Origin of the sequence: Neorhizobium sp. IRS_2294 (assembly GCF_050500145.1) — a bacterium.
GTDB classification, from domain to species: Bacteria; Pseudomonadota; Alphaproteobacteria; order Rhizobiales; family Rhizobiaceae; genus Neorhizobium; species Neorhizobium soli.
Map to the genome: position 1 here is coordinate 2,213,330 of NZ_CP191439.1, position 13,581 is coordinate 2,226,910.

Annotated in this window: 15 protein-coding genes, 1 tRNA gene and 1 pseudogene; 9 read left to right on the forward strand and 8 right to left on the reverse strand. The window is 59.5% G+C overall.

The window, feature by feature from the left end; translation table 11 throughout:
• The first annotated feature begins 39 nt into the window (after positions 1–39).
• The 4 genes from ACQY1K_RS10695 (at position 40) to ACQY1K_RS10710 (ending at position 3,532) form a co-directional block, all read left to right on the forward strand.
• The gene (locus ACQY1K_RS10695; protein WP_430257322.1) at positions 40–561 is read left to right on the forward strand and encodes a TRAP transporter small permease; all 522 of its coding nucleotides are present in this window, start codon (positions 40–42) and stop codon (positions 559–561) included.
• On the forward strand, positions 561–1,841 hold the full coding sequence (locus ACQY1K_RS10700; protein ID WP_062456012.1) for a TRAP transporter large permease: 1,281 nt from the start codon (positions 561–563) through the stop codon (positions 1,839–1,841). Before ACQY1K_RS10695 ends, ACQY1K_RS10700 begins: the two co-directional genes overlap by 1 nt.
• A gap of 125 nt (positions 1,842–1,966) precedes the next feature.
• Positions 1,967–3,202: a peptidase T gene (gene pepT, locus ACQY1K_RS10705; protein WP_430257323.1), complete on the forward strand. Its 1,236-nt coding sequence runs from the start codon at positions 1,967–1,969 to the stop codon at positions 3,200–3,202.
• Positions 3,203–3,301: 99 nt separating this feature from the next.
• Complete coding sequence (locus ACQY1K_RS10710; RefSeq protein WP_062456007.1) at positions 3,302–3,532, forward strand: DUF6894 family protein; 231 nt, start codon at positions 3,302–3,304, stop codon at positions 3,530–3,532.
• Between the two features lie 9 nt (positions 3,533–3,541).
• Here the strand turns inward: ACQY1K_RS10710 and ACQY1K_RS10715 are convergent, their stop codons facing one another.
• Positions 3,542–4,255, reverse strand: a complete 714-nt coding sequence (locus ACQY1K_RS10715; protein WP_062456004.1) for a Crp/Fnr family transcriptional regulator — start codon at positions 4,253–4,255, stop codon at positions 3,542–3,544.
• Between the two features lie 203 nt (positions 4,256–4,458).
• Between ACQY1K_RS10715 and ACQY1K_RS10720 the strand changes: the two genes are divergently transcribed.
• On the forward strand, positions 4,459–4,833 hold the full coding sequence (locus tag ACQY1K_RS10720) for a response regulator (protein WP_162734959.1): 375 nt from the start codon (positions 4,459–4,461) through the stop codon (positions 4,831–4,833).
• Here ACQY1K_RS10720 and ACQY1K_RS10725 read toward each other — a convergent pair.
• From ACQY1K_RS10725 to ACQY1K_RS10735, 3 genes and pseudogenes are all read right to left on the reverse strand, one after another.
• Positions 4,830–5,534 (reverse strand): Crp/Fnr family transcriptional regulator, encoded by a 705-nt coding sequence (locus tag ACQY1K_RS10725; RefSeq protein WP_062581192.1) that lies wholly within the window; start codon positions 5,532–5,534, stop codon positions 4,830–4,832. The two genes, ACQY1K_RS10720 and ACQY1K_RS10725, sit on opposite strands and share 4 nt — an antisense overlap.
• Positions 5,535–5,614: 80 nt before the next feature.
• Positions 5,615–6,252 (reverse strand): annotated as a pseudogene (locus tag ACQY1K_RS10730) (nucleoside triphosphate hydrolase).
• Between the two features lie 58 nt (positions 6,253–6,310).
• Positions 6,311–6,973 (reverse strand): phosphatase PAP2 family protein, encoded by a 663-nt coding sequence (locus tag ACQY1K_RS10735; protein WP_209903466.1) that lies wholly within the window; start codon positions 6,971–6,973, stop codon positions 6,311–6,313.
• 271 nt (positions 6,974–7,244) lie between these two features.
• Between ACQY1K_RS10735 and ACQY1K_RS10740 the strand changes: the two genes are divergently transcribed.
• Positions 7,245–8,627, forward strand: coding sequence for a sensor histidine kinase (locus ACQY1K_RS10740; protein ID WP_325262364.1), 1,383 nt, complete (start codon positions 7,245–7,247; stop codon positions 8,625–8,627).
• Positions 8,624–9,289 (forward strand): response regulator, encoded by a 666-nt coding sequence (locus tag ACQY1K_RS10745; RefSeq protein ID WP_430257324.1) that lies wholly within the window; start codon positions 8,624–8,626, stop codon positions 9,287–9,289. The genes ACQY1K_RS10740 and ACQY1K_RS10745 overlap by 4 nt, the downstream gene beginning before the upstream one ends.
• A gap of 11 nt (positions 9,290–9,300) precedes the next feature.
• On the opposite strand, the gene ACQY1K_RS10750 is transcribed toward ACQY1K_RS10745, so the two are convergent.
• A complete protein-coding gene (locus tag ACQY1K_RS10750; protein ID WP_430257325.1) occupies positions 9,301–10,032 on the reverse strand; it encodes a hypothetical protein in 732 nt (243 codons plus the stop codon).
• Positions 10,033–10,423: 391 nt separating this feature from the next.
• Between ACQY1K_RS10750 and ACQY1K_RS10755 the strand changes: the two genes are divergently transcribed.
• Positions 10,424–10,822, forward strand: a complete 399-nt coding sequence (locus ACQY1K_RS10755; RefSeq protein ID WP_062455989.1) for a DUF1236 domain-containing protein — start codon at positions 10,424–10,426, stop codon at positions 10,820–10,822.
• A 281-nt stretch (positions 10,823–11,103) separates the two neighbouring features.
• Positions 11,104–11,763, forward strand: coding sequence for a peroxiredoxin (locus tag ACQY1K_RS10760; protein WP_092660551.1), 660 nt, complete (start codon positions 11,104–11,106; stop codon positions 11,761–11,763).
• A gap of 65 nt (positions 11,764–11,828) precedes the next feature.
• Here the strand turns inward: ACQY1K_RS10760 and ACQY1K_RS10765 are convergent, their stop codons facing one another.
• From ACQY1K_RS10765 to ACQY1K_RS10775, 3 genes are all read right to left on the reverse strand, one after another.
• Positions 11,829–12,107, reverse strand: a complete 279-nt coding sequence (locus ACQY1K_RS10765; RefSeq protein ID WP_062581198.1) for a hypothetical protein — start codon at positions 12,105–12,107, stop codon at positions 11,829–11,831.
• Positions 12,108–12,233: 126 nt separating this feature from the next.
• A tRNA-Ser gene (locus tag ACQY1K_RS10770) sits at positions 12,234–12,323 on the reverse strand.
• 112 nt (positions 12,324–12,435) lie between these two features.
• Positions 12,436–13,491: a siderophore-interacting protein gene (locus ACQY1K_RS10775; RefSeq protein ID WP_244474057.1), complete on the reverse strand. Its 1,056-nt coding sequence runs from the start codon at positions 13,489–13,491 to the stop codon at positions 12,436–12,438.
• Positions 13,492–13,581 lie beyond the last annotated feature (90 nt).

The following is a 13,581-nucleotide window of genomic DNA, read 5'->3' on the forward strand; positions in this document are numbered from 1 at the left end:
CGACATCGGGGAACGTGTCGGGCTTTGGAGGACGGGACAATGCGAAATTTCATGCAGGCGATAAGACCTGTTCTTAGCATGATCAGCCGATCATCATTGTGGATCGCCGGTATCGGCATGGTCTCGATGACCCTGATCGTCGGCTGGCAGGTTTTCAGCCGTTATATTCTCAACGATAGTCCCAGCTGGTCGGAGCCGTTGTCGCTCTATCTGATGTCCTGGTTCATCATGCTGGGCGCTGCGGTCGGTGTTCGCGAAAGCGTCCATCTCGGGCTCGACGTTGTTCGCTACATCATGCCGCCGGCCATCCAGCGGGCCATGGACCTGCTCAGCCTCGGACTGATCGTGCTGTTTGGCATCGGCATGGCCTATTACTCATCGCTTCTGGCGATCGGGACCTGGACGGCGCGCATCCCCGTACTCGGATGGCCCGGCGGTACGGATTTCTTTCCGATGATCATCGGTGGCGCAATGATATCGATCTTTTCACTCGAACGTTTCATCGACGTCGCGATCGGCGAGGAAATCGCAGCGGACGTACTTGTGCAGGAGGCCGCATAATGGCCTATACCATTCTTTTCGGCGCCTTCACCTTTCTGATGATCATCGGGATGCCGATCGCATTTTGCCTCGGCATCGCATCCTTCGCGACGGTGCTCTATATCGGCTTGCCCCCGATCGTCGTTTTCCAGCAGATGAATTCCGGCATGAACGTGTTTGCCATGATGGCGATCCCGTTCTTCATCTTCGCAGGCGACCTGATGGTACGCGGCGGTATCGCAACTCGGCTGATCCGCTTTGCGGCCGGCCTGGTTGGCCACATGCGGGGTGGCCTCGGCCAGGTCAACGTGGTCGCTTCGACCCTGTTCGGTGGCATTTCCGGTTCTGCGGTGGCCGACGCTTCGGCCGTCGGCGGCCTGATGATCCCGCAGATGGCAGCCCGCGGCTACGACCGCGACTATGCTGTCAACGTGACGGCAAATGCTGCGATCATCGCGCTGATGATCCCGCCGTCGCACAACATGATCCTTTATTCGATCGCAGCCGGCGGCAATGTCTCCGTCGCCGATCTCTTCACCGCGGGCATCATTCCCGGACTGCTTCTCGCCGCCGCCTTGATGGTCACGGCCTGGTGGGTTGCCGTCAAGCGCGGTTACCCGGCGGACCCGTTCCCCGGCTTCAGGCGTGTGGGTTACTACTTCCTGGCGTCGCTCCCGGGCATCCTCCTGATCGCCATCATTTTCGGCGGTGTCCGCTCGGGCGTGTTCACGGCAACGGAAAGCTCCTGCATCGCGGTACTCTACGCCTTCCTTGTCGCGATGATCGTCTATCGCGAACTGAACTGGGATGGTTTCGTCGAAGCGGTTATGGGTGCTGTCCGCACCACGGCAATGGTCTTGCTGGTGATCGGCATGGCTGCCTCGTTCGGCTGGCTGATGGCTTTCCTGCAGGTGCAGACGCTGATCATCGCCGCGATCTCGGCCATCTCTGACAATCCGATCATCGTGCTCTTGATGATCAATATCATCCTGCTGGTGCTTGGCACGTTCATGGACATGGCGCCGATGGTGATCATCGCAACGCCGATCCTGCTGCCGGTCGTCAAGGCGTTCGGCATCGATCCCGTCCATTTCGGCGTGGTAATGATCCTCAACGCCGGTATCGGACTGAACACACCTCCGGTCGGAACCGTGCTCTTCGTCAGCTGCGCGGTGGGCGGCATCACCATCCGCGAAGCTATGAAGACCATCTGGCCGTTCTTTGGCGCCAGCATCTTCGTGCTGCTGCTGGTCACCTATATCCCCGGCCTGTCGCTCTGGCTGCCGGCTCTGTTCAAGTAGGCCGAGGCTGTTCAAGTCGGATAGTCATCGCTCCTGAAATCAAAGGTCCCGTCCAGCACGGGACCTTTTGCATTTTGGAGATGTCAGGCTACAGTCCGGCTTTGATTTGATCCGGATATTTGCTCATGACCGATACCGTTACCGACCGCTTCCTCCGATACGTCGTCATCGATACCCAGTCGGATGCCTCCTCACCCACCCAGCCATCGACCTCGAAACAGCTGACGCTCGGCCGTGTTCTGGTCGAAGAACTGCTGGAGATCGGCCTCTCAGACGCGCATCTCGACGAACACGGCTATGTCTATGCAACGGTGCCGTCCAATACGGGTAAGAACAACGTGCCCGTCGTCTGCTTCTGCGCGCATATGGATACGGCACCAGACTTCAGCGGCACCGATGTCAAGCCGCAGGTAATCCGTAACTACCAGGGCGGCGATATCGCACTTCCCGGCCATGCGGGTCGCGTGATCCGCGAGAGCGAGCACAGGGAACTGAAGAACCAGATCGGCCACGACATCATCACCTCCGACGGCACGACGCTTCTCGGCGCCGACGACAAGGCGGGCCTTGCCGAAATCGTCACGGCCGCGAAATACCTGATCGACAACCCCGACATCAAGCACGGCGCGATCCGCCTCCTCTTCACGCCCGACGAAGAGATCGCCCGCGGTGTGGAAAAGGTGGATATTCAAAAGCTCGGCGCCGATTTTGGCTATACGCTGGATGGCGAAACAGTCGGCACGATCGAGGATGAGACGTTTTCTGCCGACGCGGTCGAGATCGCCATCACCGGCGTCGCGATCCACCCCGGTTTCGCCTACGGAAAGATGGAAAACGCGATCCGCATCGCCGGCGCCATCGTCGATCGCCTGCCAAAACACATGGCGCCGGAAACGACGAAAGGCCGGGACGGCTTCATCCATCCGACGGATCTGAGCGGCAGCATGGAGAAGGCAAAGATCAGCCTGATCATCAGGGACTTCGCCGACGAGGGTTTGAAGACCAAGGAGACGTTGCTCGAGGATATCGTCAAGGACGTCATGCACGACTATCCCGGTTCGACCTACACGTTCACCGTCATCGAGCAGTATCGCAACATGAAGCTGGTGCTCGACCGTCATCCTGAGATCGTCGAGAATGCGATCGATGCGATCAAGCGGGCCGGTCTGACGCCGAAGCGCGGCAGCATCCGCGGCGGCACTGACGGTTCAAGGCTATCCTTCATGGGCCTGCCCTGCCCCAACATCTTTGCCGGCGGCCATGCATTCCACTCCCCGCTGGAATGGGTCAGCAGCCAGGATATGGAAAAGGCGGTCGACACGATCGTTGAACTGGCCAAGCTCTGGGAAGAGCGCTCCTGAGCCTATGTACGCAACCGTACAGTCTTTGCCGACATGAACACGGATCTGGAACCTAAGCGAGCCTCGCGGGTATGAATAAAAAGCTCGCTAGGTACCCACATGCCCCGATTTTATTTCCACGTTCGTGACGGCAAAGATTTGATCGAAGACGAAGAAGGCAACGATCTTCCGGATCTTCCAAGCGCCCTGGCCGAGGCCGAGGCGTCTGCGCGCGAAATCATGGCCGACCGGTTGCGACAGGGTCGTCCTTCCGTCTCACCAATGATTGAAGTTCGCGACTACAAGGGAACGAAGGTTGGGGAGTTCTCCCTGCCCGCGGCGACAAACTGAGGTCGACTTCTACCTCAAGGGTCCGATCAGACGCTCGTATTCCCGCTCGCATTCCCCGTAGGCATCTTTGGCGAAATCCTCGAGTGCGCTACGGTCTCTGACGATGATCATGCCACGCTCGGAGTAGATCAGCTTGCGACCTTCGAGCAGATGCAGTGCCGTCGTCACGCTCGGTCGGCGGACAGCCAACATGATCGAGAGGAATTCGTGGGTAAGGCTGATCTCGTCGCCGTCGGTCCGATCGTGACACATCAGGATCCACCGGGCCAGCCGTTCGTCGATGTGATGGACGGCGTTGGACAGTGACGTGTAGGCCCCCTGGACCGACAGGGCCTGGCTGTAGCGCGTCAGAAGGTTGAGACAGGCGCGATCCTTCAAAGCCAGCTTCAACTGATCTGAGGCCAGACGGTAACCACGGCCCTCCACTTGCATAAAGATCGAATAGGGGTCCGATTCCGCGTCAAGGACCATCGCCGTGGGGGTCATTCCGTCGCGACCAAAAATTCCGATCTCCGCATGCTGCCCTTGCGGAGACCTCGCCACAATCGAGGCGATACCGGATTCCGGGAAATAGGCGTGCAGGGGCGTTTCGTTCGGAGCCGATAGCTCGGTTCCACGCGGAAGATCGACATGTTCGAGATGCGGCGCAATTGCTTCGAAGCTTTCTCGGGGCATCAGCCGGAGAAGCGAATTCCGGACCGTATCTTTCTGAATGTCACCCATCGCCAACCCTTGAAGGCAGAGACCAGCCTGCTCGGCCTATGGAGATATCTCCGCCTGAATAGAATGATTCCATCTATGTCCATAAAATAAGCGAGACAACCCGCTTCCCAACGTCGGTACGCTATCAGACCAACGGACAAAGTCCGAAGCAAATTGATTAGAACGAATCCGCGCTTTCAACACAGTGACCCTTTGGAACTGGTTTGTCGAAACATATGATTTTATTGCTTGAAGATCAGCCGCTCATTTCGTTGGATATCGAGGACGCGCTCGGGGCTGCTGGGCTGAATAGCGTCATCAATTTACGCTCGAAACAAGCTGCGCTGGAATGGCTGCAGAAGAATGTTCCGAGCATTGTCATTCTCGATCTTCATCTGACCGATGGTGACTGCTACGCGGTCATCCAGGTGTTGCATGACGCTCGCATCCCATTCGTGGTCTACTCGGGCAGTGAAAAGCCGCAGGACTGGGAAAACGAGCTCTTCAGCGATGGCGTCTGGATTGACAAGCCGGCCGATCCAGCGTTCGTCGTTTCCGTCGTCGAGCAGAAGCTCGCCGCGGTTTCAGCCAGAGCTTAGACTGACGCTGACATCTCCATCACGCGCTGATATTCAACCTCACCTCCGCCATAGCAGTCGGCTGCGAGTTTCTCCAGCGCCGGACGGTCTCGCACGACAATCGTTCCCCGATACGAATGGATCATTTGCCGACCTTCGAGCACATGCAGCGAGGTCGTTACACTCGGACGCCGGACGGCAAGCATGATTGCCAGGAATTCGTGTGTGAGGTTGACTTCGTCGCTGCCCGTGCGGTCGTGACACATCAGGATCCATCGGGCCAGACGCTGCTCGATCGTCTGGGTGGCATTGGTCAGCGCAGTCAGAGCAACCTGCACCGAAGAAACATGCGCCCACCGGAAAAAGACCCGGCGTATCTCCGGCCTGCTCCAGATGAGGTCAACCAGCTGCCCGACCTCAATGCGTGCGCCGTGCCCCGGAACCTGCATGATGACCTTGTACGGGTTGCGATCGGATCCCAGTATCGCCGACGCGGGAGACATGCCTTCCCGCCCGAACAGTCCGATCTCGGACTGCTTGCCGCGCGCAGAGATCGCGACGGTCGACCCAATCCCCGAATAGGGGAAATAGCAGTATCGGTCGACTTCGTCCGGTCCGGAAAGGAGCATGCCCTGCGGCAATTCGAGCTCCTCCATGCAGCGTTCCGCGTGCGAGTAGTCGTCCTCGGACAACAGGGATAGCAGCGTGTTGGGTGATCGCATTGGTTTTCACCCGTCCTCTGTGATCGTTACCCTGTTATATTTGGATCACGAAGTCGATCTGTGTAGCCCCCCGGGAGCACTTATCGTGCGGCTTCGAGATCCAGTCTTTCGAGAACCAGATCGGCGCCCTTCGATTTTTCCAGCACCAACCGAACATTCGGCATGTCGTTTCCGTGGATCTTGTCTTCGAAGGCCTGGCCGGACAGACCGTAGAACGTCCATCGCGCCTCCAGACGCCGTTGCAGCTCCTCGACCGGCGGGGCGAGCAGGATCCGGTAGTCGAACAGCGGTGCAAGACGCTCCCAGCCACCCTCGCCCAGCAGAAGATAGTTGCCCTCGATCACGATGAACCGATGGCGTGGCGAGACGACCCGTGCCGCAGCGATCGCCAGTTCGCGCGACCTGTCGAACACGGGCACGAGCACTTCATCCTCGGCCGCTTTCACGGCCTGGACGACATCGATAAAACCGCGCAGGTCGAACGTATTGGGCGCCCCCTTGCGGGCGAGCAATCCGCGCTCCTCGAGAATGCCGTTGTCCATGTGGAAACCATCCATCGGCAGGACTTCGGCTGTTTCCCCCGTCCGGAGAGCTTGGATGCCAGAATGTCGGCCAGTGTCGACTTCCCCGCTCCGGGCGGTCCTGCGACCGCGATGAGCGAGCGAGACTTTCCCTCCTCCGTCTTCAGGATAAGGTCGCACAGTTCGTCGAGTTGCATGTCCGCCATCACTATTGCCTTTTCGTTTGCCCACTCATTCCCGACGCGGTCGCTTCATTCAAGATGCGCGTGACGAAATATACCGTCGTGCGACAATCCAGCAGCCGGCAGCCCAGGCTGCACCCGCACACCACCCCGCCATCACGTCTGTTGGATAGTGAACGCCGAGATAGAGGCGGCTGAGACCGACAAGCAGGGTCAGCAGGATGCCGGTCGCGAGGAAAAAGATGCGGGTCGAGCGATATTGTTCGGCACGTGACAGCAGCGCCGCAAGGGTGAGATAGGTCACCGCCGAAAGCATCGCATGCCCGCTCGGGAAGCTCAGGTCGTGGACATTGACGAGATGCGGTACGATGTCCGGCCTTGGCCGCGCCACGCCGAGCTTGAGAAGGTTGCTGAGCAGCCAACCGCCGAGAATGGATAGAAACATGAAGACGGCGATCGAGCGGCGGCCCGCGAGCAGAAGATAGATCGTGGCAAGCACGGTCATAAGCGATAGCACGGTAATGCCGCCAAGCGCGGTGATGTCACCAACGGCATGGGTCAGCCAGTAGGGCCCGATGGGCACCGAAGGGTCGCCTGTCTGGCGGAGAGCAAGCAGTATCCGTTCGTCGAATTCGTGCGTTTCGCCATCGATCACGATACCGGTCAGGCTGATGAACAGGAAGAGGCTACCGGCCAGGAGTGAGAACATGATCAGGCCAAGAGGCTCAAACGTCATGAACCGCTCGGCAATGATCGTTCTCAGGCGTTGCAGCACGGCATCGTCTCCGGGTTTGCATCATCAGCCGCGATGGCGACGACGTCGTTGTCGGTTTCATTGCTGCAACAGATAGGCAGGAGAGACGTGAAGGCAAAGAAGGTGCATGAAGAATGTGTTGTGGAGGCATCATCGCTCCTTTCGCGTCACGGCCACAATTGATCCTGCTTTCGGCTGCCATAGGTATGGCTCGATCAATCGAGGCCCCGGGGCATTGCTGAAGACAGGAATTTTGGAACGCTGGAACCAACAGACGCTGGCGCGGCAATTCCTGTTTGCCGGCGGCATCGTGTCCATCGTTGCAATGCTGCTGGTCGGCGCCTTCGTGACGAACCTCATCGAGGACGCGGTCACACGCAATTCTGCGGCCACCACCGCACTCTATGTCGATAGCATCATTGCGCCGATCCTGCCGGATCTCAAGACAACGGACACGCTCGACGACGTGACCAACCGGGTTCTCGACGAAACCTTCGGTCAGGGCGCTCTCGGGAAGCAGGTCGTCTCCTTCAGGCTCTGGCGCGCAGACGGCACCGTTCTCTATGCGACGGACAAAACGATCCAGGGCAAACGTTTCCCGCCGGGCAAAGATCTGACCGCAGCCTTTTCCGGCAAGATGGTCGCACAGTTCGACTATGTCGATGATGCCGAAAGTTTCGATCAGCGCAGTTTCGGAAAGCCGCTTCTCGAAATCTACAATCCGATCCTGCAGCCCTGGTCCGGCGAGGTGATCGCGGTCACGGAATTCTACGAGATCGCCGATGATTTCCAGCAAAGCCTGTCGCAGGCGCGCCTTCAGAGCTGGCTGGCCGTCGCCGGGGTCACGACGACGTTCTTCCTGCTTTTGTCGGCGATCGTCTTCAAGGGCAGCCGGATGATCGAGGCGCAGCAGCGCAGCCTCACGGAGCGGGTGGTGGATCTGCAGAGCCTGCTGACCCAGAACAGGACCTTGCACAGCCGTGCACAGCGCGCGTCGCAACGCGCAACAGCGTTGAACGAAGGCTACCTGCGGCGGCTGGGTGCCGACCTGCACGACGGCCCGGCCCAGCTTGTCGCCTATGCGGCGCTGCGCGTCGACAGCGCGCTCCTGGTCGATCCGGAAGCTCCCCGCGATGTCCGGGAAGCGGAGATTGCTGCAATCAAGGCGCGCTTGCAGGAAGCGATGGATGAGATCCGCAGCATCTGCAGCGGGCTTGTCCTGCCGCAGATCGAGACGGCAGCTGTGCCGGAAATCCTCGAAAAGGTCGTTGGCGCTCACCGCGAGCGGACTGCGGCGACCGTTGACCTCAACGTCGCATCGCCCGCCAGACCGCTTCTTCCTTCCGCCAAGATCTGTATCTACCGGTTTGTCCAGGAAGCGTTGAACAACGGATACAGGCACGCCGCTGGCGCAAACCAGACAGTCACCCAAACCTACGAAGGCAACATGATCATTGTCGAGGTAAGCGACGATGGACCCGGCTTCGACAAATCCACTATGAGGCCGGAAGGATTAGGGATCGCTGGTCTCAGGGAGCGGATTGAAAGCCTCGGGGGAACCTTTGATCTCGCGACGTCTTCTCGTGGAACAACGGTCAGAATGTCGCTGAACGTTCATGAATCGGAGCATGTATGAAAGCCCCAACCAGAATAGCCGTCATCGACGACCATCCGCTGTTTCGCGAGGGAGTGATCCGCAGCCTCTCTGAAATGGAGGGTTTTGAGATCGTGGCGGAAGGTGGCTCTAAGGACGAGGCGCTTTATATCGTCGAGCATATACGCCCCGACGTGATGCTGATGGACATCTCGATGCCCGGAAACGGACTGCAGGCTGTCGCCGGCGCCGTCGAGGCCTGGCCCCCTATCAAGATCGTCATGCTGACCGTATCGGAAGCCAACGAGGACATTGCAGGTGCCCTGAAGCTTGGAGCCAAAGGCTATGTTCTGAAAGGCATCGGATCCCGCGAACTGGCCGATGTCGTCCGCACCGTTGCCTCTGGAGAACCCTACCTGGCCCCTAGCCTCTCCGCCCGGCTTCTCGCCGGCATGGCAAAGGAACGGGAAAATGCCGCCAAGCAGGATCTGATGGCGGAATTGACGGATCGCGAACAGGAAGTCCTCAACCTCGTGGCATCGGGTCTCAGCAACAAGCGGGTGGCGCAACTGCTCGATCTGCATGAGAAGACGGTCAAGCACCACATGACGCGCATTCTGTCGAAACTCAAAGTCTCCAACCGCACCGAAGCAGCGCTGGCCCTTCGCGATGCGACCGAAAGTCGGACGGGCGGAGCAGCCTAGTGCGGTATCCGTTAGCGGCTTAGCGTCTCAAGTCTCTTTCGGTCCGATCGTGTGGCCTCGCGGTTCACGATCGGTCTTTGCCGTGAATCCCGCATCTCGTACCGATCGCCTGAGATCCGCTCAGTGGTTCCGTTCGCATGACGAACAGACAGCGAGCGCGAATTCTTAGAGGTCTTCTTCCGTCCTTCGGCCGAGACGTCCGGTGTCTCGGGTGTCGTTCCGATCGCATTGTCCTTTTGGGTGCCGGTGTTCTGCGGTCCATCAGTCACGGCTCCATTCGCCGGAGCATCCGAGGGTGTCCCCGACGTTCCGGCATTTTGCGCGTCCCCGCGATTGCCCTCTCCCGGCGCACCGCTACCAGAGCCGCCCTTGCCCCCGTCACCCTTCGATCCGCCATCCGCGCCGTCACCCGCTGAGCCGCCGGCCTGCCCTGACCCGCCTTGGCCTGAACCACCTGGGCCTGAACCACCTGGGCCTGAACCACCTGGGCCAGAGCCACCGGGACCAGAGCCACCCGAGCCAGAACCACCTTGCCCCGAGCCACCCTGACCCGAGCCTCCCTTGCCACCATTACCGCCGGCTCCGCCACCAGACCCTGCACCGCCATTGCCTTGCGCCTGTGCCTGGGCGATCCCGATCAGCATTCCATCCGACGCCACATCGAAACGAAGCTGCGCAGGCAGAAACACCGTGACGAATGCTGCGGTGGTGACGGCGGTGAGTATGTCTCGGCGTGTGATCATCTGTTGGCTCTTCAAATATGCCGTGACAACCGGCGCAATGCCCGTCTTAGCGGCCTCTTGCCACATGAGGTGTCAGCCTCCCGCCTGCGCAGGTGCACTGAGTATTTGAAATCCACCGGCCGCCGGAATTGTTCCGTTTTTTCCGTCTCTTCGGCAAGATCCGCCATGTCTCAGCCTTTGGTCCCATACCGCACAGGACTGAAGCCCAATGGCTGGAACGAACCATCCGCTCGGCCATTGTCAGGTCGTATCAAGGCGCTGAACACATTTTCCTTTTGGGTATCAGGACATCGCCATACTCATCCAGAACGGGGTCGAAAACGACCGTTGCATCTGGCGGAACATAAAACTGCCGGGCCGGTCCCGTCGCAGGCATCGAAAGGTAAACGTTATGAAAACGAAGATCCTCGTTCTTTCTACCCTTCTCAGCATCGGCATTGCGCCGGTCGCTATGGCGCAGCAGGGCACGGTTAATGGTGCAGCAGGCGGCGCGGTTACCGGCGCAATCGTCGGCGGACCAGTCGGCGCAGCCGTTGGTGGCGTCGCTGGCGCGATCGTCGGCAGCGCAATCGATCCGCCGCCGCAGCGCGTCGTCACCTATGTCGAGCAGCAGCCGATGCCAACCGAACGCGTCGTCGTCAAGGAGCGCATCGTGGTCGGCCAGGCGGTTCCTGAAACCGTCGTTCTCTCGCAGATCCCAGAAGCGCCGGAATATTCCTACACGGTCGTCAACGAGGAACGCGTGATCGTCGATCCGCAGACCCGTAAGGTCGTCCAGATCATCCGCTAATTGCGGACGAAGGATTTCCCGTCAGCCTCGCCTTCCGAAAGGAACGCGAGGCTGATTTGCATTCAGATGCCGGTCATCGGCGACGAACTCAGACCGCGCAATGCGACTTCGATATCGTTACTCGATGCGCAACTTTTCGCCCCATCTCGCTCGCAATTTGGAACAAACGTGGTGGTATTCAGTGGGCCGACCGCTAATATCTAAGGTGGCCCAAAGGCGGCGCCCGACCGGATATGTCGCCGTCACCGATCACAATGCGAAAAGCACTGGAGGACTTCATCATGAGCCTGCGTATCAACGACATCGCCCCGGACTTTACTGCCGAAACAACCCAAGGCACGATTGAATTCCACAACTGGATCGGCGATGGCTGGGCGGTTCTCTTTTCCCACCCCAAGAACTTCACGCCCGTCTGCACCACCGAACTCGGCACGATGGCGGGGCTCGAAGGTGAATTCACCAAGCGCGGCGTCAAGATCGTCGGCATCTCGGTCGATCCCGTCGAAAGCCACGGCAAGTGGAAGGACGATATTCGCACGGCAACCGGCTACGATGTCGATTATCCGTTGATCGGCGACAAGGATCTCAACGTCGCGAAACTTTATGACATGCTGCCGGCAAGCGCCGGGTCATCGTCTGAGGGCCGCACACCTGCAGACAATGCGACAGTACGTTCTGTCTACGTCATCGGTCCAGACAAGAAGATCAAACTGATCCTCACTTACCCGATGACAACAGGTCGCAATTTCAATGAAATCTTGAGGGCGATCGATTCGATCCAGCTGACGTCAAAGCATCAGGTCGCAACGCCCGCCAACTGGCAGCAGGGCGACGATGTGATCATTACGGCAGGGGTTTCGAATGAGGATGCGCTTGCGCGTTTTGGATCGTTCGACACGGTTCTTCCGTATCTGCGCAAGACGAAGCAGCCGTCGGCCTGAGCCCTACGGTCCACAATGTGCAAACAGGCGCATGGAAGAAATCCACGCGCCTGTTTCAGGTCTAATTAGTCGCGCTCAGCGGCACTGTACAGAAGGAAGCCGATTGCGGCTCCAATCGCAAGCGCGCCGACGAGTGCACCGGTTGCGGTACCCGGGTTGCGGCGTACGACCTCCGAAATGTCATGGCTGCCGTGCTGCAATTGCCGCGCCACCTGGCGGGCACGCGGCGCGAGATAGCTGGATGCCTCGCTTGCCGAAGAGCTGGCCTGTTTCATGAGAGCCGAACGCAGGTCGGCGAGCTGATCGGACAGACGATCGATGTCGGAGGAAATATCGCGAGCCATGGGGTATCCTTCTTGATAGGTGAATGACTATCAACGGGTACGTCGCGAGGTGGTTCCTGACTTATCTTTCTGAAGGTACAAAAGTTCCCAGAAAAGATGTCGAGACGAAACGATCTGGGAAAATAGTGGCGGAGAAGATGGGATTCGAACCCACGATACCCTTCCGGGTATACTCCCTTAGCAGGGGAGCGCCTTCGACCACTCGGCCACCTCTCCGCACCGTTCCCTAAAAGGGAACGATGGCGTCCTACCTGCTTCGCCCTGCCGGCGTCAACCGTGTTGCCGCTCGCACGCGACGATTAGGGCCTTTGCCCCACGGCAATCGCTCTCAATGCTTGTTCTCGCCCCAGTATCCGATCACGCACATGCGCTTCTTGTCGTGGCCGCGGGACTTCAGATGGTTGCGGATCGGCCGAGCTTCGGACTTCTCGCAGCCGATCCAGATAAAGGCTTCAGCCCCGGCCTGCTCGATGACGGGAAGAACGACCGGGCCAAGAATGCCGGCTTTGCCAGGCGCAATGCCCTTGCGATGCAGCCAGGTGATCTCGACAGATGCGCTGGAGCAGAGTGGCAACTGATCGGCAACGTCGTCGACCTCGATAAACACCTGCAGCCGTGCATCGGCTGGCGCTTCGGCGAGGATTCGGGAAATCGCCGGCAAGGCCGTATCGTCGCCGGCAAGGATCATGTGCCGGGCATCCGGCAAACCGCCGCCGCCCGGTCCCAGCAGACCTGCGACATCGCCCGGCTCGGCATGGCGGCCGAACTCGGCACCCGGCATGGGCCGGCCGTCGCTTTCGTGTAGAACGAAGTCGATATCCATCTCGCCGCGGACCACATCGACGCTGCGGATCGTGTAGATGCGGATCACCATTTCGTCTTCGCCGTTCAGCCAGCCGAGGCGACCATCCGCACGGGTAACCGGCCAGACGGGCTTGCGGCCCTTCTTCGGGATCAGCAGGCGAATGTGGTAGTCGGCGCCGACGAACCGGGCAACGTCGTCGCAGGCAAGCGTCAGGCGGCGCATATGCGGCGTTACATGCCGCGCGGCAACGACGCGAATTTCGGTAAGGCCCGGGATTGGCGTCAGGACCGCTTCGTCATGCCAGTTCAGTTCCAGCGGCTCTTCGCCGGCAAACATGAAAAGATGCTCGGCAATCGAGCTGCGCACCAGTTGCAGCAGCTGCGCCGACGGGCAGGAAATATCGATCGAAAGGCAGCCGCCCTGCTTGCGGATATTAGCTTCGCCAACCTCGCTTGCGAGATTGACGTGGTCGCCGTCGCGCTTGACCTCGCTATGCTCGACGAAATGTTCGCAGATTTCGCACAGCATGCGCTCCGGGTCGACCGGAATTGCCTGGCCGGAAAGCGTAAACCTGTCCATCAACATTCCCGTCGCGCTCCTCTGCGCTCACCCGTTCGTCAACAGTCTCATGAGCCGGTCAGTGTGAAAGGCCCCGTAGGGCCTTCCTGC